At 63.8% G+C, this 25,582-nt stretch carries 20 protein-coding genes and 2 tRNA genes; 13 read left to right on the top strand and 9 right to left on the bottom strand.

Features of this window, described 5'->3' with window-relative positions; translation table 11 throughout:
- Window positions 1–246: 246 nt before the first annotated feature.
- Window positions 247–334: transfer RNA gene (locus tag AAK988_RS10475), tRNA-Ser, on the bottom strand.
- A 133-nt stretch (window positions 335–467) separates the two neighbouring features.
- Complete coding sequence (locus tag AAK988_RS10480) at window positions 468–1,946, bottom strand: LuxR C-terminal-related transcriptional regulator (protein WP_369872650.1); 1,479 nt, start codon at window positions 1,944–1,946, stop codon at window positions 468–470.
- Between the two features lie 205 nt (window positions 1,947–2,151).
- Between AAK988_RS10480 and AAK988_RS10485 the strand changes: the two genes are divergently transcribed.
- The 5 genes from AAK988_RS10485 to AAK988_RS10505 all read left to right on the top strand — a co-directional run bounded on the left by AAK988_RS10485 (window position 2,152) and on the right by AAK988_RS10505 (window position 7,625).
- Complete coding sequence (locus AAK988_RS10485; RefSeq protein ID WP_369872651.1) at window positions 2,152–3,882, top strand: FAD-dependent oxidoreductase; 1,731 nt, start codon at window positions 2,152–2,154, stop codon at window positions 3,880–3,882.
- A gap of 105 nt (window positions 3,883–3,987) precedes the next feature.
- Window positions 3,988–4,536, top strand: coding sequence for a tRNA adenosine(34) deaminase TadA (tadA, locus tag AAK988_RS10490; protein WP_217952539.1), 549 nt, complete (start codon window positions 3,988–3,990; stop codon window positions 4,534–4,536).
- Complete coding sequence (locus tag AAK988_RS10495) at window positions 4,533–5,600, top strand: 4-(cytidine 5'-diphospho)-2-C-methyl-D-erythritol kinase (RefSeq protein WP_369872652.1); 1,068 nt, start codon at window positions 4,533–4,535, stop codon at window positions 5,598–5,600. Before tadA ends, AAK988_RS10495 begins: the two co-directional genes overlap by 4 nt.
- Window positions 5,601–5,605: 5 nt before the next feature.
- Window positions 5,606–5,968, top strand: a complete 363-nt coding sequence (locus AAK988_RS10500; protein ID WP_369872653.1) for a guanylate cyclase — start codon at window positions 5,606–5,608, stop codon at window positions 5,966–5,968.
- A 175-nt stretch (window positions 5,969–6,143) separates the two neighbouring features.
- Window positions 6,144–7,625 carry a hypothetical protein gene (locus AAK988_RS10505; RefSeq protein ID WP_369872654.1) on the top strand — a complete coding sequence of 494 codons (1,482 nt, stop codon included), beginning with the start codon at window positions 6,144–6,146 and terminating at the stop codon, window positions 7,623–7,625.
- A gap of 185 nt (window positions 7,626–7,810) precedes the next feature.
- Here the strand turns inward: AAK988_RS10505 and AAK988_RS10510 are convergent.
- A tRNA-Ser gene (locus AAK988_RS10510) sits at window positions 7,811–7,901 on the bottom strand.
- Between the two features lie 214 nt (window positions 7,902–8,115).
- On the opposite strand from AAK988_RS10510, the gene purB reads away from it, so the two are divergent.
- A complete protein-coding gene (gene purB / locus AAK988_RS10515; protein WP_160325093.1) occupies window positions 8,116–9,465 on the top strand; it encodes an adenylosuccinate lyase in 1,350 nt (449 codons plus the stop codon).
- 220 nt (window positions 9,466–9,685) lie between these two features.
- Here purB and AAK988_RS10520 read toward each other — a convergent pair whose 3' ends face one another.
- The 3 genes from AAK988_RS10520 to AAK988_RS10530 form a co-directional block, all read right to left on the bottom strand.
- The gene (locus AAK988_RS10520; RefSeq protein ID WP_369872655.1) at window positions 9,686–10,453 is read right to left on the bottom strand and encodes a TlpA family protein disulfide reductase; all 768 of its coding nucleotides are present in this window, start codon (window positions 10,451–10,453) and stop codon (window positions 9,686–9,688) included.
- A 25-nt stretch (window positions 10,454–10,478) separates the two neighbouring features.
- Window positions 10,479–11,150 (bottom strand): cytochrome c biogenesis CcdA family protein, encoded by a 672-nt coding sequence (locus tag AAK988_RS10525; protein ID WP_369872656.1) that lies wholly within the window; start codon window positions 11,148–11,150, stop codon window positions 10,479–10,481.
- 161 nt (window positions 11,151–11,311) lie between these two features.
- Entirely contained in the window at window positions 11,312–13,117 is a 1,806-nt protein-coding gene (locus AAK988_RS10530) for an amidohydrolase (RefSeq protein WP_369872657.1), read from the bottom strand.
- Window positions 13,118–13,360: 243 nt separating this feature from the next.
- Between AAK988_RS10530 and AAK988_RS10535 the strand changes: the two genes are divergently transcribed.
- Complete coding sequence (locus AAK988_RS10535; protein ID WP_369872658.1) at window positions 13,361–14,272, top strand: helix-turn-helix transcriptional regulator; 912 nt, start codon at window positions 13,361–13,363, stop codon at window positions 14,270–14,272.
- Window positions 14,273–14,348: 76 nt separating this feature from the next.
- Here the strand turns inward: AAK988_RS10535 and AAK988_RS10540 are convergent, their stop codons facing one another.
- Window positions 14,349–15,317: a helix-turn-helix transcriptional regulator gene (locus AAK988_RS10540; protein ID WP_369872660.1), complete on the bottom strand. Its 969-nt coding sequence runs from the start codon at window positions 15,315–15,317 to the stop codon at window positions 14,349–14,351.
- Window positions 15,318–15,648: 331 nt separating this feature from the next.
- Here AAK988_RS10540 and ptcA point away from each other — a divergent pair, with 331 nt between their 5' ends.
- From ptcA to AAK988_RS10555, 3 genes are all read left to right on the top strand, one after another.
- On the top strand, window positions 15,649–16,719 hold the full coding sequence (gene ptcA, locus AAK988_RS10545) for a putrescine carbamoyltransferase (protein ID WP_369872661.1): 1,071 nt from the start codon (window positions 15,649–15,651) through the stop codon (window positions 16,717–16,719).
- 63 nt (window positions 16,720–16,782) lie between these two features.
- On the top strand, window positions 16,783–18,300 hold the full coding sequence (locus tag AAK988_RS10550) for an APC family permease (protein ID WP_369872662.1): 1,518 nt from the start codon (window positions 16,783–16,785) through the stop codon (window positions 18,298–18,300).
- A 133-nt stretch (window positions 18,301–18,433) separates the two neighbouring features.
- Window positions 18,434–19,639 (top strand): agmatine deiminase family protein, encoded by a 1,206-nt coding sequence (locus AAK988_RS10555; RefSeq protein WP_369872663.1) that lies wholly within the window; start codon window positions 18,434–18,436, stop codon window positions 19,637–19,639.
- Between the two features lie 225 nt (window positions 19,640–19,864).
- Here AAK988_RS10555 and AAK988_RS10560 read toward each other — a convergent pair whose 3' ends face one another.
- Window positions 19,865–19,993, bottom strand: coding sequence for a hypothetical protein (locus AAK988_RS10560; RefSeq protein WP_269090245.1), 129 nt, complete (start codon window positions 19,991–19,993; stop codon window positions 19,865–19,867).
- Between the two features lie 111 nt (window positions 19,994–20,104).
- On the opposite strand from AAK988_RS10560, the gene AAK988_RS10565 reads away from it, so the two are divergent.
- Complete coding sequence (locus tag AAK988_RS10565) at window positions 20,105–21,358, top strand: glycoside hydrolase family 3 N-terminal domain-containing protein (protein WP_369872664.1); 1,254 nt, start codon at window positions 20,105–20,107, stop codon at window positions 21,356–21,358.
- 119 nt (window positions 21,359–21,477) lie between these two features.
- On the opposite strand, the gene AAK988_RS10570 is transcribed toward AAK988_RS10565, so the two are convergent.
- Entirely contained in the window at window positions 21,478–22,878 is a 1,401-nt protein-coding gene (locus AAK988_RS10570) for a Tat pathway signal protein (RefSeq protein ID WP_369872665.1), read from the bottom strand.
- Window positions 22,879–23,231: 353 nt separating this feature from the next.
- Between AAK988_RS10570 and AAK988_RS10575 the strand changes: the two genes are divergently transcribed.
- Together AAK988_RS10575 and AAK988_RS10580 are read left to right on the top strand one after the other, a co-directional pair.
- Window positions 23,232–23,936, top strand: coding sequence for a response regulator (locus AAK988_RS10575; RefSeq protein WP_016310340.1), 705 nt, complete (start codon window positions 23,232–23,234; stop codon window positions 23,934–23,936).
- An 84-nt stretch (window positions 23,937–24,020) separates the two neighbouring features.
- Entirely contained in the window at window positions 24,021–25,577 is a 1,557-nt protein-coding gene (locus AAK988_RS10580; protein ID WP_151430371.1) for a sensor histidine kinase, read from the top strand.
- Window positions 25,578–25,582 lie beyond the last annotated feature (5 nt).

The following is a 25,582-nucleotide window of genomic DNA, read 5'->3' on the forward strand; positions in this document are numbered from 1 at the left end:
CAACTTGCGGCGTCGATTTATCGAGCACGACCTCGCGGTTACTCATCGTGGGGAGCACACTTTTTGAGCCTTAACTCTCATTCTACGGCCGCTATTCGGCGAGGTCAATCGCCGGCGTATCATCGGGAAGCGAGCTTGTGCCAACTCGTGCGAAAACGGTGTACTCGGAGGAGGAAAAAGCAAACGGCTATGCTACAAGGTTCACATTTGGAAACTCTGCAATTTACCTCTGTGAACTGGCAAAACTGGCGGAGGCGGTAGGATTTGAACCCACGGTACCTTTCGGCACGACAGTTTTCAAGACTGCTTCCTTAAGCCACTCGGACACGCCTCCGCGTTCGGTGAAGCGCAATGCGATCTGCGCATTGCTGCAATGAAGCGAAAAAAGGATACCACATGCACCGCGGCGGCGTGCGCCAAATCTCGTAACGGGACCGCGAGGACGGTGCCGCTCGGCGGCTGCGAGTCTAGCGCTCCACCAGGTCGATGAGCTCTTGCTGGGAGTGCACGTCGAGCTTCACGTAGAGGTGCTTGATGTGGGAACGCACCGTATTGGGGGAGATGACGAGCTGTTCCTGGATGAAGCGCGTGTTGCGTCCCTTTGCCAGCATGAGGAAAATCTCCCGTTCCCGCTCCGTCAGGCCGGCCGCCTCGGAGAGCTGGTCACAGCGATCGGCGAGACTTGCGCCCGCCTCGCTGGAAGGCAGGGGCTGGATCGGCTCGACGTCTCGAATGGTCTCGGTGAAGCTAAACGACCTGAATCCCAGCCAGAGGAAGACGACAAGGATGAAGGTGCCGCCGGTGGCGATGGCTCCGGTGGCGTCCTGCCCCCAAACGGCCATGGAGGCGTGGGCCGCTGCCGCACCGACTTCGGTGCCAAGCGATGTCATGATGTCGGCGAAGGCGAAGGTGGGCACGAGCGCGAAGATGTTACGCGAGCCGATGGAAGACAGCGTAAGCCAGCGCAGGATGCTGAAGCAGACGCCCCCTGCGGCAAGAAGCGAGCTGGCCCACGGGCGCGCATCGGCGATGCCGAGGGGAATCAGTAGAAATCCTCCGATGACGAGGATGACCGAGAGCGAGAAAAGGTCGTCGGCCCGTCGCCCCCGTCGCGAGAAGACAAGCCAGAGAAGCGCACCGCCGGCGGCGACGATGGAGAGATCGACGGGCGCAGTTCCCGCGTACTCGCTGAGCACCGAGCCGTAGCTTCCCGCCATGGTGAACAGGAGAATGCAGATCATCAGGGGATGGAAGAGGGGGATGAACGCATCGGGGGCCTCCGGCTTCAGCTGGCTGGCCGGAGGGCCGCTTGTCACCATGGAAAGCGCCGGGCGAACCAGCCGCCACAAGATCGCCATGGTGCCGACTTTGAGCACAAGCGCGGCAATAAGACCTACGAGCGCGCTGGGCGTTGGGAGAAAAAATGACAGAAGTGCTCCTGCGAGCAGGCCGGTTGCGGCGACGATGCTTCGGAGCCGTGAGGTGGCGAGCGAGGCGAGGGCGAAAAGGGCCATGGCGGCGGGCCAGATGCACCCCATCGAATACAGGAACAGGCCGAGGGTCGCGAACGGCGCGCCCTGCGCTTGGGCGGCCAGCGGCACGATGAGCGTGGCACTGAACAGGCAGCCTGCCGAGACAAGCGCCATCTGCCCCAGATCGAGCAGGCGCGGCCGATAGAAGGCGGCCAGCGCGACGAGCGCAAACGCCACAACGGAGAAGGCCATGTTCAGGTCGCGCGCCAGGGGAAAGTAGGGAATGACGGAGGCGAAGATGCTGCCGTTCGTGAGCCAGCCGTGGAGAGACTGCGCGGCAAGGGCGCATCCCGCGAGGACGGCGTCGCGCCCACCTCCAGCGCCGGGCCTGGATCCATCAGGCGCGCTGTCTTTTCCCGACCAAGGGGCGGCCAGGGCGCTTTTCGGTCGATGTTCGGTATTTTCGCTGGTCATAGTGGCACTCCTGCCCATAGACAACCCCTCTCACCTTAGGTGGGTGAGGACGGCGCGCCCTCTCGAAAGCACCTGCCGCAGGTGAAGACGGCCCTCTGCTCGCTGCGTAGTATACCAGGCAGCGAACGCCTTCTCCGGAAGCGCTCGCGCGGCAGGAGGGGTGCCGCATCTCGGCACCGCATCGACGATTGAGGAGGGCCTCATAATGAGTCAGAACATGGAGAACGGCGTGAACGTTTCGCGGCGCGGATTCCTGGCGGGAGCCATGGGCTTGGGCGCGATGGCGATGGCGGGAATGTCCGGCTGTGCGCCCCAGCCGGCAAGCGCCCACGCGGCGGCCGAGGATGCGCCCGCCGACGCCCGCTCGTGGCTGGGCGAAGCTCCGGAGATCAGTGAGATCGCGGCCACGCAGGAGTGCGACGTGCTCATCGTGGGCGCCGGCTGCACTGGTCTGGCCGCCGCCGCGACGGCGACCCAGCTCGGCGTCGACTTCATCTTGTGCGAGAAAACCGACCACATCGCCGACAATCACTGGGACATCGGCGCCATCAACACCAGCTACACGCCCGAGGGGCATGAGGTGGACAAGGGGCGCCTGCTCAACGAGCTCAACCGCTACGCATCGTTCAAGAACGACGCTTCCGTCTCGAAGGTGTGGATCGACGAGTCGGCCGAGATGATCGATTGGCTGGCCGACCTCATGGCGCCGTGGGATGTCTCCTGCGAGGTGGACGAGGAAAACGGCGGCGATGGGCGTGCGGGCGGCACCATGTACTACATGCCCTATCAAAAGCACGGGTTCGTCTACAACAACCCAGAGTTCGAGGGCTGGCCCTTCATCTCGCAGAACCCCTGCTTCCAGCAGGTCATCGAGGAGGCGGGCAACGAGATTCGCTTCAACTTCGATTTGGTGAAGCTGGTGCGCGACGGGGAGGGGGCCGGCCGGGTGTCGGCGGCCATCTTCGAGACGCCCGACGGGTACGTTCAGGTGAACGCGCGCAAGGGCATTGTCCTGGCCACAGGCGGCTATGCCGGCAATCCTGCGATGGTGCGCGCCCTGAACCCCCTCGTGCCGAAGTGCGTGACGGCGGTGGACTTCAACCAGAACAACACCGGCGCGGGCATCAAGGCGGCCATGTGGGTGGGGGCCGCGAAGGATGTGGATCCCGCGGCGATGATCTTCGACCGCGGTGGAGTCGAGCCGGGAGTGGACGCGGGCTATGTGGACGACAGCGAGGACGCCATCTTCCCCGGCCAGCTGCAGCAGCTGGGCATCGGCTCGATGCCCTTCCTCAAGGTGGACCGCCGCGGCCTGCGCATCACGAACGAGTCGGCGAACTACGATGCCATCTGTCATGCGGCGGCTCAGCGCCCCGGTGGCGTGTGGTGCGAGGTGTTCGACGTGAACGCCCCCGAAGACGTTCAGATCTTCAAGACTCAGGGCTGCTCGAACAACGTGTGGCGCAACACCCTGAACGGCCACAGCATCGATGAAGCCTACGCCAAGGAAATCGAGATGGGGGTCATTCTGAAGGCCGACACCCTCGACGAGCTGGCCGACAAGCTCGGGTTTGCGGGCGAGGACAAGGAGAGGTTCCTGGCCTCCATCGATCGTTACAACTACCTGTACGACCAGGGGGTAGACGAGGACTTCGGCAAGGAGGCGTACCGTCTCTCGGCCATCCGCGAGGCCCCGTTCTACGGCGCCTGGTTCGGTGGAAGCCTGCTGACGACGCTCGATGGCCTGCGCATCAACAGCAACATGCAGGTGCTCGACGAGCAGTGCAACGTCATCGAGGGGCTCTACGCCGCCGGCACCTGCTCGGGCAGCTTCTACAGCGGCAACTACCCCGTCTACCTCGTCGGGAACTGCATGGGCCGCAACATCACCTTCGGGCGCCATGCGGTGCGCCATCTGGCGGGCGACATCGCCTAACCTCGCATCATCATCGCCTCCTCGGGTCTTCAGCCTGACGGAGATTTGGAAGAGCGCGGCCGACCCTCCCCGGCCGTGCTCTTCTCGTTCGCTATAATTCCCGCTATGAACGAACATCGCACACCTGAGGAGCAGCGCGCGCTCGACGAGCAGTACATGGCCCTGGCCTTGGAAGAGGCGCGGGCGGCCGCGGCCGCGGGCGAGGTGCCCATCGGCGCGGTAGTGGTGCACGAGCCCATGGACCGCGGCACGCGGCGTCCCTTGGCTGAGCCCCGCGTCATCGCTCGGGCCCACAACCGGCGCGAGACCGATCGCGACCCGGCGGGGCACGCGGAGTTTCTCGCCATGAAGGAGGCCTCCCGCGTACTCGATGCGTGGCGGCTTTCCGACTGCACGGTGTATGTGACCCTTGAGCCCTGCATCATGTGCGCGGGCCTCATGCACCAGGCGCGCGTGGCCCGCTGCGTGTATGGCGCGGCCGACCAAAAGGCCGGTGCTGTGGGCACGCTCTACGACATCCACGCCGATGAGCGCCTGAACCACCAGTTCGAGGCCGTGCGCGGCGTGCGCGAGGAAGAGTGCGCGGAACTGCTGCGCGATTTCTTCCGCGCCCGGCGCGGGAAGCGCGCGGCGACACGAAAGGAAACCGAATGACCGAGAACACCCAGCGTAATCGCGAGGCGGAAGTGAATCTCCTGGCGGCGGCTCGCGAGGCCCAGTGGTCGGCGGCCGCCTTTATGGGGCCGAATGCGGTGAAGGTGGTCTCGCCCGCGAAGGTGAACCTGCTACTGTCCATCGGCGCGCGCCGCCCGGACGGCTACCACGATGCGGACACCGTCATGCACGCCTTGGCCCTGCACGACACGGTGTACTTGCGCGTGCAGCCGGCTTCGGAAGACGAGGTGGCCCAGCTCGCCGAGCAGGCCGCCGCGGGGCGCGTCGACATTGCGCTCGGCGGTCCGGCTGGCAACTTGGCCGTGGCTATCGACCTGGCCGATCGCACGGGGGCAGGCATGTCGGTGCCCGCGGCGGACAACCTCGCGTTCAAGGCCGCCGATGCTCTGGCCCGGGCGCTCGGCCGCGAGGGGGCCGAGATCGTGCAGTTGCGCATCGAGAAGCACATTCCCGCCGAGGGCGGTTTGGGCGGCGGCTCGTCGAACGCGGCGGCCGTGCTCGTGGGACTGGCCTCGCAGTGGGGCGTGAGCCCCGACGATGCGCGCGTGGTCGCCACGGCCCAAGCGCTCGGCGCCGATGTGGCCTTCTTCCTGCAGGGCGGCTGCGCCCAGCTCGACGGCGCGGGTGAGGTTCTACAGCGCATCCTCGAGCCTTCCCGCAAGGCCGTCGTGCTCGTGAAACCGGCGGGCGGTGTCTCCACGGCTGCGGCCTATCGCGCCTTCGACGAGACACCCGTACCGGTCTCGGCCGCCCTGCTGCAGGCGGCTGCCGCCGCGGCAAGTGCCGATGGGGTGCCCCTGGCGAACAACCTGGCTTTCGCAGCCGAGTCGCTGCTTCCCGAGCTGGCCGGGGTGCGCGCGTGGCTCGCCGACCAGGTGGGTAGCGAAAACGTGCTGCTCTGCGGCAGCGGGTCGGCCACCTTTGCCGTGGCAGAGTCCTTCGCCGAGGCGAGCCGCATCGCCACGGCGGCCCTCAGCTGCGGCTGGTGGGCGCGCCCGACGAGCTTCAGCGGCTTGCGGGCCGCCGTGGTTCCCGGAAGGTAGCGGCCATGGGACTTCTCGCTCGCCTTTCCCGCGTGGTGCCCCTGGTGCTGGTGCTGGCCCTGGTGGCCGGCGTCATCTACCTGGTCGTCACCTACCGCCATTCTCCAGCCCGGGCCAAAGAGGTGCTCATTCGCCTGTTCACCTGGCTGTGCGGTGCCCTCAGCGTATGCTTCGCCCTGGCTTCGGTGTACGCCTTTTTCGACAACGCGCCGGCGGTGCTCGACCTCACGCTCAGCTTTCTCGCCGTCTCTCTGGTCGGGCTCGGCATCACCCGCCTCGCCAACCACCGCTTCCTGAAGCGCAACCCCGCCTACCGCAAGAAGCGCCTCGCCGCCACCACCCGCCGCCGCTGGCCCTGGGAGCGCTGAGCTCGCTTCGCAATTCTGCTGCAGGCTTCATCTACCTTGCCAATTCCCCAGGTCATTGCCACTTGCCGTCGATTGCGCGTTTGCGGTTCCGCACCAGAAGAACTATTATGATCCGACAGAGAGAAACGCTGGGGAGAGCCCTGCGCAGGCGGGGCCGGAAAAGAGAGGGAATGCGATGACGGCATCGAAGATGATGCGCGCCGCCATGGCGGCGTTTGCGGCCGTGCTGCTGTGTGCCTGCGTGGCTGCGATGACGGTCGAGGTGCAGCCGGCTTTCGCCGACGCGCCCGCGAAGGGCTGGCAGACGGTGAACGGCAAGAAGCTCTACTACAAGAACGGCACGCCGCTCATCGGCAAGCAGAAGATCGGCAAGAACTACTACTTCTTCAGCAAAAAGGGCGTCATGAAAACGGGCACGGTGAAGGACGGCGCCACTACCTACTACTTGAACTCCAAGGGCCGCATGGAGGCCTACAAGGTAAAGAGCACCTTCTACAAGCCGACGGGCAAGAAGATGAAGGATTACGAGGCCAAGGAATACCGCACGCTTCTGACGGCGCGGGACAAGGTGGCCGAGATTACCAAGAAAAGCGACAGCAAGGCCACCAAGCTGCTGAAATGCTTCAAGTGGGTGCAGAAGGGCTATTACCATCAGTACCGCAAGTTCCGCAACTACGAGGGCTGGGCAGCCGATTTCGCCAACGATCACTTCAAGAAGAAGTGGAAGGGCAACCGCAGCGGCTGCTGTATGTCCGACGGCGCGGCCTTCGCATATTTGGCGCTGGCCATCGGCTACGACAAGGTGTACGTGGGCGTCGACAAGGCTTCCGGTATCGGCGGTCACGGCTGCGCGAAGATCGGCAACAAGTACTATGACCCGCTGTTCGCCGAGGCGAAAAGCTTCTCGAAGTACTACGGCGGGAAGAACGCGGGCATCTTCAACCGCTCGGTGCAGCTGCTCGTGCCGTCGGCCTCCAACGGGTACGCCACCTCGAAGTACATCGGCGAGAAGCCCAAGAGCTCCGAGGCCGAGGTGAACGCCGCTGCCAGCAATGGTTTGGTGAAGGTGAGCGGCTCCTACGTCTACTACCAGAAGGGCAAGAAGCTGAAGGGCACCTGGAAGACCGTGAAGGGTGCCAAGTACTACTTCCAGAAGAACGCCAAGGCGGCCACGGGTCCGGCGACCGTGAAGGGCAAGCGCTACGTATTCTCGGCCAAGGGCAAGCTGCTCACGGGCAAGAAGACCCGCACGGTGAAGGTGTCCGGCGACATGTATCGGGTGACGAAGACGGGTCGTGCGAAGGCCGGCTGGACCTCCAACAAGCAGGGGCTGTACCTGGAGAACGGCCGCCGCGCCACGGGCCTGTCCTGCTACAAGGGCAAGCTGTACTGGTTTAGCGGCAAGGGCGTCTACGACGCCGAGAAGACCAGGGCTATTCAGGCGGCCGCCAAGAAGGAGGGGAACGCCGCCGAGCTGCTGAAGCTTATCGGCACGCCGACGAAGAAGAGCTCGGTGACGGGATGCAACCCGGTGTTTCTGCCCGACGGCACCGATGTGTGGGGCAAGGATGTGACCTACACCTTCAAGAACGCCAAGCTGGCACTGCTGAAGGGCGAGGACGGCGTAACCTATTTCCGCTCGGCCTACCTGGATTAGTTTCTCCCCGGGCCCCGCTCCTCGTTGCCGAGGGACGGGGCCCTTTTCGTCTTCCGGCCGAAGGGCTCTAAGGGGCGCACGAGGGAGGCGTCCGGCGGCAAGGATATCCCCGACCACTTATCGACCACTCGGGAAGAGCTCGTGAAAAGAAAACGCTCCCTGATCAGGGAGCGTTGGCATTCAAGTGGCGGAGGAGTAGGGATTCGAACCCTAGATGCCCTTGTGGGGCATACTCACTTAGCAGGCGAGCACCTTCGGCCTCTCGGTCACTCCTCCGCGTAAGTTCGTATCTTACCCGAGCGGCGCGTTTTCTGCAACGGCATATTCGCCACTTTCGCAAAGACTGCCCTTTGCGGCGGCCCTACGGCTGCGGAAAGGGGCGATTGGGCGGGAAAGCCCCGCTGGCGGCCGCAGTTTTTGGTACCCTACGCACAGAGCATTGAAGCGGGCCGCGCGGGCGGTCGCGCAGGCGCGAGGAAAGGAAACGCACGTGATTGGTCGCTACACCCGTCCGGAAATGGGCCGCATCTGGGAACTCGAGAACAAGTTCGCCATCTGGAAGGAAATCGAGGTTTTGGCCTGCGAGGCCCAGGCCGAGCTGGGCCAGGCGGGCATCACGCGGGAAGAGGCTCAGTGGATCCGCGATCACGCCGACTTCACCGTGGAGGAGATCGACGAGATCGAGAAGGTAACGAACCACGACGTCATCGCCTTCACCACGTGCATGGCCAACTACATCGACGCCGACATCCCCGAGGGCGGTGACAAGCCGAGCCGTTGGGTGCACTACGGCATGACCTCCTCCGACCTGGGCGACACGGCCTTGTCCTACCAGGTCACCCAGGCCTGCGACATCATCATCGAGGACATCAAGCGCTTGGGCGAGACCTGCAAGCGCCGCGCCTTCGAGTTCCAGAACACCCTCTGTGTGGGCCGCACCCACGGCATCCACGCCGAGCCCATGACCTTCGGCATGAAGTTCGGCAGCTGGGCCTGGGCCTTGAAGCGCGCCCTCACCCGCATGGAGGAGGCCCGCGCCGTGGCCGCCACCGGTGCCATCTCCGGTGCGGTGGGCACCTACTCCTCCATCGATCCTTATGTGGAGCAGTACGTGTGCGAGAAGCTGGGCCTTACCCCCGACCCGCTGTCCACCCAGGTGCTGGCCCGCGACCGCCACGCCCAGGTGATGGCCGCCCTGGCCGTGACCGCCTCTACGCTGGAATCCATCGCCATGCAGGTGCGCCTGCTGCAGCAGTCCGACGTCATCGAGGCCGAGGAGCCGTTCACCAAGGGCCAGAAGGGTTCTTCCGCCATGCCCCACAAGCGCAACCCCATCACGGCCGAGCGCGTGTGCGGCCTCGCCCGCGTGGTGAAGGCGAACGCCCAGGTGGCCTTCGATAACGTGGCCCTGTGGTTCGAGCGCGACATCTCCCATTCCGGTGCCGAGCGCGTGGTTTTGGCCGACAGCTTCACGGCGCTGGACTACATGTTCGCGAAGATGCAGTGGATGCTCGACGGCCTGCAGACCTACCCGGCCAAGATGGAGCACAACCTGTGGCGCACGAAGGGCCTCATCTTCTCCAGCAAGGTGCTGCTGGCCCTGGTGGATGCCGGCATCACCCGCGAGGATGCCTACGTCATCGTGCAGCGCAACGCCATGAAGGTGTGGGAGGACATTCAGAACGCTGTGGACGGCCCCACCTATCGCGAGCGCCTGGAGGCCGACGACGAGGCCGCCGCGCTGCTCACGGCCGAGAAGCTCGACGAGATCTTCGACCCCTGGGATTTCCTCACCCGCAAGGACGTCGTGTTCGATCGCCTGCAGGAGTTGGAGTTCTAGGAGCTCGCGCCGAGCGCCCCCTCTGCCCCCAACGCAAAACGCCGACCCCTCGCGGGTCGGCGTTTTTTGCAGAATGGGGGGATCAGCCTCCCTATGGGGCAAATTTGCTCAATAGCTGAGCAAAATCGGCTCAGTTCCGCCGAATTCACTCTGCCCACGTTCTCTTTCCCGCGGCCAGCATGAGCGAAAGAGGGTGGGACAACAGGGTGGCTCGAGCCCGCTACTGGGCGGTTGCGGTGGCGTCGGTCAGCATGCGAAGGCCCTCGGCCAGCACGGCGTCGTCCATAGCGCCCATATAGCCGCCGATGATGTTGCCCTCGGCATTGATGAGATAGGTCTGGGGGATGGAGCTCACGCCGAAAGCTGCGGCGGCGCTGTTGGCCTTGTCGAAGTAGCAGGGGAAATCGTAGCCGTTGTCGGTCAGGAAGGCGCGGGCGGCTTCCTCGGATTCACCGTCCATGCCGGTCATGTTCACGATGACGAAGGCCACCTCGTCTCCCGACTGCTTCCACGCCTCCTGAATGGCGGGCATCTCGCTCTTGCAGGGGCCGCACCAGCTGGCCCAGAAGTTCAGCAGTACGGGGCGCCCCTTGAAGTCGGAGAGCCGCACCGTGGCTCCCTCGGCATCGGTCATGGAGAAGTCCGGGGCCGGGGTCGTGACCCCGTTGGCCCCGTTTCCCTCGCCGGTGTCGGCGGCGCCCTCCGCGGGCCCCTCGGTGCTGTGGACGACATCGGTGCCGCCGATCTCTACGGCCTGATCGGCTTTCGGTGCCAGGACGTTGTAGGCGATGCCGGCGCCCACGAGCAGTACGGCGAAGGCCACGGCCGCGATGATGACGCCCCGGTGGGTCTTCCGGTCGCGGGCCTGGCCAGCGGGGGTGGCCGCCTCGGCGGCTTCGCGCTGGGCGGCGGCGTCGAGGGCTGCTCCGATCTGCACGCCGCGCTCCTCGGGAGTCATAGCCTCGTTCTCGTTCTCGTGATCGCTCATAGGGGAGCCTTTCTCTCGCTGGCGGTTAGCTCAACAGGCGCAGGAAGCCGCCCAGAAGCCCCGTGGCCATCAGCACGCCCACGGCGACGAGGAACCAGCCGCACACTTTGTTGATAATATCGTAGTGGCTCTTGATGGCAGAAAACGCGCCCTTCAGCTTGTCGATGAGCACGGCGGCGGCTACGAACGGAATGCCGAGGCCCGCGGAATAGCACAGCAGCAGCATGACGCCCTGGGCCACCGATGCCTGCTGGGAGGCCAGCATGAGCGCCGACCCGAGGAAGGCCCCCACGCACGGCGTCCAGCCGATGGAGAAGATGATGCCGAACAGCACCGACGAGAAGAATCCGAGTTGGCGCCCGGCCAGGGGGTTCTTGCCCCCGCGGAACAGGTTCACCTTGATGAACCCGAGGAAGTACAGGCCGAAGGCGATGACCACTAGGCCGCACACTACGTTCACGGCACTCTGGTACTCAGCGAAGAAGGCTCCCACCGTGGACGCCAGGGCCCCCAGGGCGATGAACACCGCGGTGAAGCCGAGCACGAAGCCCAGCGCGTTGCGCAGCACCACGGCGGTGCGCGCTTCCTCGCCGGCGGCGAAGTAGGTGACGTAGATGGGAATCATGGGCAAAAGGCACGGCGACACGAAGGTGATGATGCCCTCGAGGAACGTGATGAGATAGGTCACCGCATGCATCCTTTCCCGTTTCGCGCTGATGACGTCTGCCGGGCAGCTGCTCAGCCGCCTTGCCCGTGCTCGCTATTATTCCCGAAAATGGCGAAACGCGCGACGTCCTTCACAGAAAGTCGCGCGTTCGTTACAGGAGTTCACATGCAAGCGGAGGTGGGGGCGTTTCGCTACCCCTCGTAGACAATACGGCCGTCGGAGATGGTGTAGACCACCTTTGCCGAGGATATCTCCTTGGGGTCCACCTCCAAGATGTTCGCATCAAGCACGACAAGGTCGGCGAACTTGCCTACCTCTACTGTACCTACGGCATCCTCCATGAAGTTCTGATAGGCGACGTTCTTGGTATACGCTTCGAGCATCTGATAGGCCGTGAGCCCTTGCTCGGGCCAGCGGGTCATATCGGTGTTCTCTTCCTCGGGGAACGGCGAGTTGCGGGTAACGCCGACCTCGATCTCGTCCAGCACCACGAAAGGGGTCACCGGCGCGTCGGAGGCGCCGCTAATGGTGACGCCGGCTTCGTGCATCTCCTTTACCGGATACATGGCGAGCGCGCGCTCATCGCCGATATAGGCGCGCTCCAGGTCGCATAGCGCGTCGCCGTACATCCACAGGAACTGGAGCGCGCCCACAACTTCGAGATCGGCCATGCGTTGTATGTCCTCGTCGGTGATGGCGCATACGTGGGTCATTGTGTGGCGTGCGTCGCGCTCCCCATTGGCCGCCCGAGCCTCCTCGTAGGCGTCGAGCGTGCCGTGAACAGCGCCGTCGCCGATGGCGTGCACGTGGACCTGCACCCCTTCGGCATCGAAATCGCGTACAAGGCGCGTGAAATCCTCCTGGGACCAAACGGGCGTGCCACACCAATGCGCACCGAGCCCTGCCGATTCCAGGTAAGGCTGCAGCATGACGGCGGTACCGCTTTCGGTCACCCCGTCGTAGAAAATCTTCACGGTATTCGAGGTAATCATGTCCGTAGCAGAGGCATTGTAGCCCTTGATGGCGGAAAGGACTTCCTCATAGGTGCGCGAGGCGTTCATGGTAGGAACGACGCGCATGCGCAGGGTCAGATTGCCCCCATCTTCCAGCTTATGATACATGTCGATAACATCAAGGCCTCCCTCGGTGATATTCGTAAGGCCGGTCACGCCGTAGGAATTGGCCTCCTCCATGAACTGGTACATAGCTTCTTCCAGCTTATCGTTGGTCATGGTGTTGGGCATGATGGCGGCTATCATTTCCTTAGCGGCGTCGCTGACGCATCCGGAGGGCTCCCCTTTCTCATTGCGATAAAACAGGCCGCCATCTGGATCAGGGGTATCGGCTGTCACACCGGCAAGTTCGAGGGCTTTGGAATTGACCCAAGCCGAATGATAGGACACATCGGAAATGAGCATCGGCTTGTCGGGGCAGATGGCATCCAGGTCTTCCTTCAGGGGGCCGGGATTCGAGCCGTCGGGAAGCTGGTAAGCGTTGAGCATGAAGGGTGTTCCGGTGTAAGCTTCCTCGTCGGGATGGGCTTCTACGAAAGCGCGGATTGCCTCAAGGTACTCCTCGTTAGTGGTGAGTCCTGTCAGATCGATTTCGTAGAGGCTGGTGTACCAACTGCCGGGAGCGTGAATGTGGCCGTCCATGAATCCGGGGGAGACGAATTTGCCACCGAGGTCAATGGTCCGGGTGCTGTCTCCTACGAAAGCGTCGATACCCGAGCCGTCGCCCACGTAGACGATTTTGTTGCCCATGATGGCCACGGCTGAGGCAACATCGCCTTCCGACACCATGGTCTGCACGTGGCCGTTGTAGAGCACGATATCGGCGACGTTCTGCTCGGGGGAGATGGCTGCGCCGGTTGATCCGAGCGACTCCCTGGATGTGCATCCCCAAAGTCCGCCCGACAGCGCGGCTGCTGCAAGGGCGCTCGAGCCAATGACGAAATGGCGGCGGCTGAAAAGCTGATCAAGATGGGATGTGCTCATAAAACCCTCCTTAGTTCGGTCGCAGCGCTGTCTCCTATGGGTGCTGCGACGGTTCAACCTTAAAAATCGGGGGGCTTTTTGTTAAGGGAAGGGGAGAAGGCTTTCAGATTACAACGGGGATGATTTTTTATCATACCATCTTTGATCTGGTAAAACGGGAAACTCAAATGAGATGTCGTCAGGGGTTGACCGTCTTAGCTGCCAAACCGTCTATAATGTCTGATGCCCGACGAAGGAGGAGCCGTGTCCCTCGCTTTTCTCTACAATGTGGTGTGCTGCATTGCCTATGCGTTGGCTGCCGCCGCCTATGGGAACCTGTATCATGCTGAGCGGAAACGAGGCTACGCCCTCGTCGCCCTGATCTTTTCTGTGTACACCATAGATATCGTCTTGTTGTTCATGTACGAGTTTGTCCCGGAGTTCGCGCTGCTGTTCGAAAATGTGCATGGCGCCTATCCTATGCTCTATACCACGCTCAACATGGTCTTAATCCTTCTGTACCGGCTCGTCATCGGCAGTTTGTTTTCACGCGGTTTTTCTCCCATCGAAGGAGCCTTTTGGGCGATTTGCGTGATGGTCGCCTGGGCGAGTGGGGTTTCGCCGATCGAATCAGTTGCACTGTGGCGGGAGTTTCTCTTTACCGGGCTGTTGGCATTATGGGTGACAGGATATGGTGTCTACTGCCTGGTAACGGGATTTCGGCGCGTGAGCCGTTGGCGGTGGGCTTTCTCATTTTTGCTTGTAGTTGCATACGCCCTGGGGGAAGTGGCAACGCATTGGGGCCTTATGCAGGAGATCGACGGGGGATCGGCTTCCCCGCGGAAGATTTCCGTTGAAGTTCTAGGGCTCTGCTTCACGATAGCCGCCTATGCCTTCTTGGTGCATCACCGGCGTATGCGCAATGCGCAGCTGACAGACTCTCTTGTGCCCTGGGTGGCCCGTGAGTATGGGCTGACGAAGCGCGAGGAGGTGCTGTTGTCGCTGCTTGAGCAGGGTATATCGAACAAGGAGATCGCCAAGCGGGAGTATATTTCTGTCAGCACGGTGAAGACTCATGTGTCGAACGTCTATGCCAAGCTTGGCGTAAGTAGCCGAGATGAGCTCGCGCAAAAACTCAGGGGGGAGTTGGAGCGCCGCAAGAGGGTTGGTTTCTGAGAGGCTGCGGGGTGGGGCGGCTAAAGCCGCCCCCTACGGAGGGCTTCGGCGGGACAGTCGCCCCTACGGCTGTTTCTTATCCTTTCCAGAACAGTTGGGTGAGTTCTTGGCGGGTGGTGGTGCCGGTTTTCTTCAGGATGTTGTGTACGTGGGCCTTCACGGTGCCCAGGGCCAGCTGCAGCGAGCTGGCGATGTTCTGGTTGTCCTTGCCCTGGAGCACCTCTTCCAAGATGACGCGCTCGCGCGCGGTCAGGCGGTAGCGCTCGCAGAAGGCGGGAAGCAGCTCGTCCACGTATTCCTGGGTGTCGGGCGCGTCGGCGCTCGGCGGCTCCTTGAAGCGCAGGCGCAGGGTGTCGGCAGCGGCGCGCAGGGTGAAAAAGGACAGGGCCAGAAGCAGGATGTTCTCAGAGAAGTTCCGCTCGCTGATATACAGGGGCAGCAGATCGGCGTTCGCGAAGAAACTGGCGTCGAAGACGAGGATCATGGCGATATCCTCGACGAGGATGCATAGGCACAGGGCCGAGGTGACGAAGAACAGCGGCTCCTGGCGGCGCAAGCGGGCTTTCTCCACCTCATTGTGGGCGGTGCAGTAGCGATAGGCTCCGAAAGCCAGGCACCACAGCAGAAAAGCCTGGCGCAGCGTGTAGAAGAGCCACTGGCGAAACTCGTCTACAGGCAGGCACAGCACGACGATCTCGCTGGCTGCGATGAAGACCAGGGCCGGGGCGAGACGCCAGATGCGTCGACGCTCGTTCACGAAGTCGCACAGGATGAGCCACATGGGCTCGAGGGTGCCCAGTGCGAGCAGCATCTTCAGCTGCGGATGGTCGATGGTATAGAACTGGTTGATGGAATACTCAACGTTCTGGCCCAGGTACTCGTATTGGAAAATGAGCGCAAGGTCGAGGAAGTAGAACAGCAGCATGGCCGCAGCGAAGAGGAACGAGCGGCGGCGGGAAACAAAGTAGGCCGAAAGCGACACGGAGCCCGATGCCACGCAGACGAGCATCACGACGATAGTGTAGAGGTAGAACGCTGTTTCCAAGGCGGGCCTCCTCGATGCTGCGCGGACTTCGACGATGAGCCGTGAGGGTCTAGGGCAGATTAGACCGTGCCTTCCTCTGGAAGGTCGGCGAAAGACGCGGCGGCCTATTCATACCACAGACGCCAGGTCAATATGCCTAAACAACGGGATTATTTAGGATTAGAGCAGGTGCGGTTCCCCTTCAACGCAAAATAATCCCGGTTATTTCTTCCCAAAACCTTCGCTGCGCCCCATGCTGTGCGCCAAGAGGAGCGCCTCGCCGATCCCGGGGCGCTCGGGACGCGGTCCTGCAAGGGGCAGGCCGGTTCCAGAGAACCTTTAGGAGGTTTCCATGGTCAAGGATTACATCGACACCAACGACTTCACCAAAGAGGAGCTGCTCGGCATGGTGGATCTGGCCATCGCCATGAAGGGGCTCATCAAGGAGGGCGGCGAGTACCCGCTGCTGCTGAAGAACAAGACCCTCGGCATGATCTTCCAGCAGGTGTCCACCCGCACCCGCATCTCCTTCGAGACGGCCATGACCGACCTCGGCGGCCACGCGCAGTTCTTCGGCCCCGGCTCCATCCAGCTGGGCGGCCATGAGTCCATCGAGGACTCCGGGCGCGTCATGGGAAGCCTCGTCGACATCCTCATGGCCCGCGTCGATCGCCACAAGGACGTGGTCGACCTGGCGAAGTACTCCGCCGCTCCCGTCATCAACGGCATGAGCGAGTTCAACCACCCCACCCAGGAGCTCGGCGACCTCATGACCATGATCGAGAACCTGCCCGCCGGCAAGAAGATCGAGGACTGCAAGCTCGCCTTCATCGGCGACGCCACCCAGGTGTGCGTGTCGCTCATGTTCATCGCCTCGAAGATGGGCATGGACTTCGTGCAGTTCGGGCCGAAGGGCCATCAGATCAGCGACGGCGCCCTGCACGTGGGCACCGATGAGGAGCGCGCCGCCTTCGGCAAGCAGCTCATGGCCATCGGCGAGGAGAACTGCAAGATCTCCGGCGGCACCATCACCATCTCCGACGACATCTCCTGCATCGAGGACGCCGACTTCGTCTACACCGACGTGTGGTACGGCCTCTACGACGAGGAGGTCTCCGGCGAGAACTACATGGACGTGTTCTACCCGAAGTACCAGGTGACCTGGGACTTGATGAACGTTGCCGGTCCGAACAGCAAGTTCATGCACTGCCTGCCCGCCACCCGCGGCGAGGAAGTGGTGGACGAGGTGATGGACGATCCCGCGCGCAGCCTGTGCTGGGATGAGGCCGAGAACCGCAAGCACTCCATCCGCGCCATCCTGGCGACCCTCTGCCCCCAGAGCGAGCCCGACGAGCAGAAGGCCACGGCCTACCGCGCCACCATCGACGGGTGCATGGCAAAGCTGGGCAAGCACGGTCTGTAAGACGTACCGGGTTGGGGGAGCTGCGGCTCCCCCGCCTTTATCTTCCAAGTAAGGAGCCACACTATGAGTGGTAAGAAGAAGTTCTCCTTCATGTCCGTTATCCTCTCGGTGATCTGCGTGGTGTTCGTGTGCGAGGCCGCGGCGCCCGCCGCCGCCATCGGCAACCAGCAGTTCTTCTGGTGGATATTCCTCATCATCACCTTCCTTCTGCCCTACGGCATGGTGGTAGCCGAGCTCGGCACCACCTACGATTCGGAGGGCGGCATCTACGACTGGGTGCGCGATGCCTTGGGCGACAAGTGGGGTGCCCGCATCAGCTGGTACTACTGGATCAACTTCCCCCTGTGGATCGCCAGCCTGGCCACCCTGTTCCCGCCGATCCTCGGCATGGTGTTCGGGGCCGACATCGAGTCGAATCTGGTGCTCACGCTGGCCATCGAGATCGCCTTTGTGTGGATCGTCGTGTTCATGAGCTTCTCGAAGGTGTCCGACTCCGAGTGGATTCTGAACGGCGGCGCCATCCTGAAGGTGCTCGTGGCCGTATCGGTGGGCGTGCTCGGCATCTGGTTCGCCTGCACCAACGGGTTCGCCGGGTCTATGGCCCCCGAGACGTTCCTGCCCGACGTGACCAACACCGCCGCGCTCGGCTACCTGTCCATCATCATCTTCAACTTCATGGGCTTTGAAGTGGTCTGCACCTTCGCCAAGGATATGCAGAACCCGGCCCGCGACATCCCGAAGGCCATCATCCTGGGCGGCCTGGCCATCGGCGCCATCTACCTGTTCTGCGGCTTCGGCATCGGCGCCGCCATCCCGGCCGACCAGATCGACCCTGACTTCGGCATGATCGTGGCCGTGATGACCATCGTGGGCGAGGCGTCTCCCATCTTCATCATCATCGCCGTGGTGTTCCTCATCACCCTGTTCGCGAACATGGCCTCGTGGTCGTTCGGCGTGAACGCCGTGGCCCAGTACGCCGCGAAGAACCAGAACATGCCGAAGGTCTTCGCCCACGAGAACCCGAAGACCGGCATGCCCACCGGCGCCGCCGTCGTGAACGGCATCGTGGCCACGGCCGTGCTGCTCATCCAGCTCATCCCCAACGAGGCCATCTCTAACGGGTTGTTCTGGACCCTGTTCGCCACGTCGGTCGTGTTCCTGCTGCTCACCTACATCCCCATGTTCCCGGCGTTCATCAAGCTGCGCAAGGTGGATGCGAACCGCCCGCGCGTGTACCGCTTCCCCTTTACCGGCACGGCCATGAAGGTGGTGCTCGCCATCCCCGTCATCGAGCTGGTGCTGGCCTGCGTGGCCACCGTGGTGCCGCTGTCGGTCGAGGAAGTGGCCGACAAGATTCCCATGATCGCCATCTTCGTCATCTTCCTGGTGATGGGCGAGGTGGTGCGCGTGGTGAGCGCCCGCGGCCGCAAAGAGGAGTTCACGGGCCTCACCGAGGCCACGGCTGCCGAGCGCTTGGCCGCCGAGGCCGCTGGCGAGACCGACTCGCTGGAGCCTGCCGACCCCGCCCAGATCGAGGCCATCTTGGCCGCCGACGGCGGCAAACCCGAGAAGGTCCTGTAGCCTTAACCATCAGGGCCTCCGTGGAACCGAGGCGGGTCTGTGCCGGCCGCCTCTGACCAAGTGGTGCCGGGGCGCGCCAAGTCCTCCGACGCGTCCCTGCTCCGAAGCCATTTCACTCCGAAAGGATTTCCCCATGAAGACTATTTACGAGTCTGACTCTACCCCCGCCGCCGACGGTTTCTTCATGCCCGCCGAATTCGCCCCGCAGGATCGCGTGTGGATAGGCTGGCCGCACCGCACCGACACCTGGGCCCATGGCGCCAAGCCGGCCCAGAAGCAGTACGCTGCCATCGCTCGGGCCATCGCCGAGTTCACGCCGGTCGTCATGTGTGCCAACGAGGACGATTACGCCAACTGCAAGGCCGTTTTCGAGGACGATGAGAATGTGACCGTCATCGAGATGACCACCGACGACGCCTGGTTCCGCGACACCGGGGCCACCTACGTCATCAACGGTAAGGGCGACAAGCGTGCCTGTGACTGGCACTTCAATGCCTACGGCGGCTTCGTCGATGGTCTGTACTTCCCGTGGAAGGCCGACGACCAAATTGCCTGCAAGATGGCCGAGCTGTCGCACTGCCGCCGCTACCGTCCCGATGACATGATCCTCGAGGGCGGCTCCATCACCGTGGACGGCGAGGGCACCCTCGTGGTGACCGACCAGTGCCTGCTCTCTCCGGGCCGCACCGCCTCTGCCGTGTTGGCCGACGAGGCCGACGAGGACACCATCTGGCCCGTCTACGCCAAGAAGTTCCAGCCCTGGAGCGAGGAGTTGCGCGCTTATATGGACGAGCACCTGAAGGCCTATCTGGGCGTTGAGAAGGTCATCTGGGTGAAGGAGGGCATCGACCCCGAGGAGACCAACGGCCACATCGACGACGTGGCCACCTTCATCGCCCCCGGCGTCATGACCTGCATCTGGACCGATGATCCGGACTACCCCTTCTACCGCCAGTGTCATGAGGCCTATGAAACCCTGAGCAACGCTACCGACGCGAAGGGTCGCGCCATCAAGGTGTACAAGCTGCCCATGCCGGCGAAGCCGTTGTACATGGATCAGGCCTCCTGCGACTCCATCGACATCGACGAGAACGCCGAGCCGCGCGTGGCCGACGAGCCGCTGATCGCCTCCTACATGAACTATCTCGTGACCAACGGCGGCGTCATCGTGCCGCAGTACGGCGACGAGAACGACCAGCTTGCCGTGGACACGCTGCAGCAGATCTACGACGAGGTGTGGGGCGAGGGCGTCTATAAGTGTGTGGGCGTCCAGTCCGATCAGGTCGTCTACGGCGGCGGCAACATCCACTGCATCACCCAGCAGGAGCCCAAGGCGTAACGGAGCTCATAAGGCAGTTTTAAGCAGCGGGCCCCTCTTGTAAGAGGGGCCCGTGTTGACTTGAGGGATAAAACGCTAGGAAAAGCGCCCCGTCGGGTTCATACGCTGATGCTCTATGTAGAACACGCTCACCTCGTCCGCATCGTAATCGATGACGTAGTAAATGGTGAATGGGGTGTCGGGAATGGCGACTTATCGACAAGGGACCGCCGGACGGGCCGCTTATTAAACGGGATCGTACTCACGACCCATCTCCGGAAAGAGGGCGAGCATGTCCCGATAGGTGCGTATCTCCTGCTCGTAGATTTCGTTGCAGAAGTCCATGGCGGCGCCGAAGGCGGCCGAGTCCATCACTACGACGCAGGCGGACCCCTTGCTCCATTTTGTTGGTTGAAAAAGCGGTGCGCCTGACCTATGCTGATCGGGCGCACTTACTTTATCTGCCGCGCTATGAGAGGGGTTCCCATGGGCATCTCGACCGATTCCGTAACCCGTCGTCGATTTGTCTGGCTGGGGGCCGTGGGCGCGGCTGCGGCGGTGATTGGCGGCTGCGGGATTGCGCCGACAGTCTCCCCGTCTGCCGCTTCCGGCAGCCCGGCCGCTGCGGCTGCCGCCAGCGATGGTGGCGACGGGTCGCCGGACAGCGTTGCCGCCGTCGATGAGGCCGCAGCGGCGCGCCTGAGCGCCATGACCCTGGAACAGAAGGTGGCCCAGTTGTTCATTGTGGCCCCGGAGGCTCTGGTGGAGGATGTCTCCCAGGTGACCCAGGCTGGAGACGCCACCCACGCCGGCCTGACGGCGTGGCCGGTGGGCGGCATCGTGTACTTCGCCCAGAACCTTATCGACCCCGACCAGGCCACGGCCATGCTCGCGAACATGAAGGGCTTCTACAGCGAGGACGGCAGCGTGCCGCCGTTTCTGGGGGTGGACGAGGAGGGCGGTACCGTGGTGCGCGTGGCCGGCAACGAGGTCTTCGCTGCGCCGAATGTGGGGGATGCGAGCGCCCTGGGGGCGGCAGCCGATGAGGCGGCGGCCAAGGAGGCGGCCGAGCAGATTGCCGACTACTTGGCGCCCCTCGGGTTCAACCTCGACTTCGCCCCGGTGTGCGACGTGGTTGACCCGTTGCGCAGCGACACCATGGGTCTGCGGTCGTTCTCGTCGGACGCCAACGTGTGCGCCGCCATGGTGAAGGCCGAGGTGCAGGGCTTTCTCGGGGCGGGCATGCTGTGCTGCGCGAAACACTTCCCCGGCATCGGATCGGCACCCGGCGACTCCCATACCGGCGCCATTGCGGTGGAGAAGACCGCCGAGGAATTGGCCGCCGTGGACTTCGTGCCCTTCAAGGCCGCCATCGAGGCCGGGGTGCCGATGATCATGGTGGGTCACGTGGACTTGCCCAACATCGTGGAAGGGGCGGTGCCCGCGTCGCTGTCGAGTGCGGTGGCCCAGGGGATGCTGCGCGACACTTTGGGATTCACGGGCATTATCGTCACCGATTCGCTGGCCATGGGAGCGATTACCGACCGCTACAGCGCTGCCGAGGCCGCGGTGGCGGCGCTTGCGGCCGGCTGCGACATCCCGCTCATGCCCGAGAGCTTCCCCGAGGCCTACCAGGGCGTGCTGGACGCTGTGGCTGCCGGCGCCCTCACCGAGAAGCGCATCGACGAATCGGTCCTGCGCATCCTGAAGGCTAAGCAGCAGTATATAGGCGGGCTGTAGGACACATTATCCGTGGGACGAGGGCCGTGCCCTCGCTGCGGCAAGGCTGTGCCTTTGCCCTACGGGCGTTATCGCAGCATCGATGCCAGGGGTTGATCCTCTCGCTCGGACAGGCGGAATTACGAGGCCGGCTCCCAGATTCTCACGAGGCAGTGTTTCTGCGGCTCGCCATTGATGGGGGTGTAGTCCACGTTGCAGTAGGTGACCGCGCGCTGGCCGATATGGGTGGAAGCGAGGAAGTCGTTGTAGTCCCCCGATCCCTCTTCCAAGGGAAGCTTCGCATAGCGGCGCCCGGTCAGGTCCACGGCGCACACGGCGCTGCCACCGCGCACGAGCACCCAGTTCCCGCACCAACACGGGGCCGACAGCGGGTTGGCCACATAGTGGAACCACTGGTCGGCGCTGTAGGCCGGCGTGGCGATGTTGGCCAGGGTCACGGGCAGGTGCGGGTCGTCGGTGCCCGGGCCCTCGGCCCCCTCGGTGCCAGCGAGGCGCGGGCTCTCCAGGGGCTCTAAGGGCATGTAGGTGCCCAGGTTGGAGATGCCGTCGCCGTAATTGTAGATGCCGTCGAAGGCGAAGTTGAACCCGGTGCGGCCCCATCCCGCCTCCAGGGGCTTCATGGACGAGGGCAGCACGCAGGCGTCGGTCACGGCGCCCGTGGCCCCGTCGATGCGGGTGAGTTGGTAATAGGTGCCGCTCGTGCGGGCCCGGGGGGTGGCCACCAGGGCATCGCCGCAGGAGATGGGGGCGCAGGCCATGCGGCCCTCGGAGGCATAGACCACCTCGGCCGTACTCGAGCCGAAGGGAGCACGCTTGAGCAGGGAGTCTTCCACGCGGGCATTGCCGTCCAGCTGGGGTAGGCGCTGCCAGTAGCCGTAGCCGCCGGCCACGGCCAGGGAGGGCATCTCCCAATCGACGTCGCCCTCGTCGAGCAGCTGGGCCTCGCCGAGGGCCCCATCGCTGGCCGCAGCTCCATAGACGCGCCAGAGGCCGTCCATGATATCGGCTTCAGTCCAGATGGCGCCGTGGCCGTTGGCCCGCACGTCGTAGATCTCGAAGCCCTCGTCCTCGCCCACGGCGTGCTCGATTGCCGTGGTGCACTCTCCGCTGGTTAAATCCAGCAGACCCACCTGGGCCAGGGGTTTGGCGGTCTCGGTGGGCAGCAGGCAGGCGGCCACGTTGTCATCACTGCACCAGAGCAAGGTGCCGAAGGGCATCTTTACCGAGGTGGCCAGGGTGAGGGCGTCCTCGGCGTTCTCGATCTGCTCTAAGGAGCTGTCGAGCACGACGTTGGCCTCGGGCACGGTGAGGGTTTCCAGGCTCTTCTTGTCGTCAGTGTGGGCCGCCGCAAAGGCCGCGCCGCCGCCAAGGGCCGCCAGGGCCGCGGCCCCGGCGGCACCGTAGAGGAAGGTGCGGCGGGTGAGCAGGAGTTCGTGGCCGCCGGGCAGGGCGATGGCGCGGGGCTCGGTGCCATCCTCGGCCGTCCGGCGCACCGGGGCGCTCGGGGGCGTGCGGCGCACCTTCACCGTGGTGGGCCGAGAAGAGCCGGCGGAGGCCGCACGGGAAGAACCCGGACGCTTGCGGGCCGAGACGGGGGCGGGGGAATGAGAAGCGCTGCGGGTCCGCGGGGGACGGCCCGCATGGGAGCCGCCGTGAGAAGCGCCGGACCGGGGGCGCGAAGTTCTGTTCTGTGGCATGGGTGTATTGTGTCATTTCGCATACGCCTCGGCGACCGTTCAGGGGTAAACGCTACAATAAACGCAAACACGACCGCCCGGCTGATATATGTTCCGGCAGCGAGAAAATCGCAGGTCAGACACCGTGTCGGCTGGGGTGAACGAAAGCGCACGTCACGATCACGAGGAGAGCATCCATGAGCAACGAGACACGACGCATTCTGCTCGTCGAAGACGAGAAGGCCATTCGCGATGCGGTGACCGCCTATCTGGAGCGCGAGAACTACTGGGTAACCGCCGTGGGCGACGGCCAGGACGCGCTGGAAGAATTCCAGAAGCACCACTTCGATCTGGTCATTTTGGACCTCATGCTGCCCCGCGTGCCCGGCGAGCGCGTTTGCCGCGTCATCCGCGACACCTCCGATGTGCCCATCATCATGCTCACCGCCAAGGGCGAGGTGGAGGATCGCATCATCGGCCTGGAGCTCGGTGCCGACGACTACCTGGTGAAGCCCTTCAGCCCCCGCGAGCTGGTGGCCCGCGCCCGTGCTCTGCTGCGCCGCGTGCATGCCGATTCCGAGCCCCAGCGCGAGGTGCTGGAGTTCGGCGAGCTGACCATCGACGTGTCCGGTCACAAGGTGCTCGTTTCCGGCGAGGAGATCGATCTCACGGCCAGCGAGTTCAAGCTGCTCACCACGCTGTCCCGCTATCCGGGCCGCGTGTACTCCCGTATGGAGCTCGTGGAGAAGGTGCTCGGCTACGACTTCGAGGGCTACGAGCGCACTATCGACTCCCACGTGAAGAACCTCCGCGCCAAGATCGGCGACAATCCTCGCAGCCCGAAGTGGCTCCACACCGTTCACGGCGTGGGCTATCGCTTCGAGGATCCCACTAAGCAGTAAAGCCGTCCGTTCCGGCCGTGCGCCTCGCCTTCGGGTTGGCCCGCGGCCCCGTCGCGCGGGAGCGCCCGCGCTTGAAGGAGCCCCATGACTGAAGCGGAAGAAACGCCGCGCATTCTGGAAACTGTCGAAGAGGTCGCCCAGCCGGCGGCCTCTTCGCCGTCTCCGGCGCGCAAGACGAGGAAGCGCCGCCGCTTGCGGTGGTCCGACTTCTCCTACACCACCCGCGTGACCCTGGCCTTCGCCCTCATCGCCGCCATGACCGCGCTTGTGGCCATTGGGGTAGTGTCCTTCGTGTGGGAGCAGCACTTCCGTACTTACACGGCCGACAACATGCAGACCCTCTGCCAGACCACAGCCAACCGCATCGCCGCCATCTACAAGGAGACCGACGATCTGTGGAATCCCGAGACCACCAAGCCGGCGCTCCAGGCCATGGAGCTCACGAGCGGCGTGGGGGTGCGCGTCATCAACGACGAGGGTCGCACCGTCTTCGATTCCTCCATCGTTTACGACGAGGAGCAGGGCGGTCTCGCGAAGTCCATCGAGCCGACCAATGGCTCCCAGGTGGCTCAGGCCCCCATCATGGTGGACGGCAAGAAGGTGGGCACCGTGCGTCTGTGGGTGTACGGGTCGGAGGCCCTTATGCGCCAGCCCGACCAGGAGTTCCGCGATAATTCCTACCAGGCCATGTTCATTGCCGCAGCCGTGGCCATCGTGCTGGCCTCCTGCATCGGCTTCCTCTTTGCGCGCAATCTCGTGGCCCCCATCAACCGCATCATGGGGGCGGCTCGGGCTATCGGCGACGGCGACCTGTCGGCTCGTACAGATCTGCGGGGCGAGGACGAGGTGGCCCGTCTCGGCGAGACCTTCGACGCCATGGCCGAGTCGGTGGAGAAGGACCGCGACCTGGAGCGGCGCCTCACCACCGACGTGGCCCACGAGCTGCGCACGCCGCTCATGGCCATCCAGGCCACAGTGGAGGCCATGGTCGATGGCGTCTATGAGGCCGACGAGGAGCGCCTCGTCACGGTGAACTCCGAGATCCAGCGCTTGTCGCGCTTGGTGAACGCGCTCTTGAAGCTGTCTCGCCTGGAGAACCGCGCCGATCCCATGAAGGAGGAAGTGGTGAATGTGGGTGAGCTCATCGCCGGCATCATCGCCACCCACGAGATGTTCGTGTCCGATTCCGGCCTCACGCTCACCTATGACGCCCAGCCCGACGTCATGGTGGTGGGCGACGCCGACATGATCCGCCAGGCCACGGCCAACCTCATTTCCAACGCCGTGCGCTACACCCCCGAGGGCGGCCATATCACCGTCGCGGTGAAGAAGGGCGATATCATGGCATCCATTGCCGTGAAGGACACGGGTATCGGCCTGACCAAGGAAGAGGCCCGCATGGTGTTCTCCCGCTTCTGGAGGGCCGACGCCGGCCGCAACCGCGAGAGCGGCGGTTTGGGCGTGGGCCTGGCCGTGGTGAAGGAGATTGTCGATCGCCATGGCGGCTGGGTGCAGGTGGAAGGCGAGAAGGGCAGAGGTGCCTGCTTCACCATCCACATCCCGCTTTACGACGAGGGCGCCGAGAAGCACCGCGCCTTCGGCTCCGGCAAGAAGCGCACTCCCCATAAGAAGCAGCGCTAGGCCCG

Origin of the sequence: Adlercreutzia muris (assembly GCF_041223505.1) — a bacterium.
GTDB lineage: Bacteria > Actinomycetota > Coriobacteriia > Coriobacteriales > Eggerthellaceae > Adlercreutzia > Adlercreutzia muris.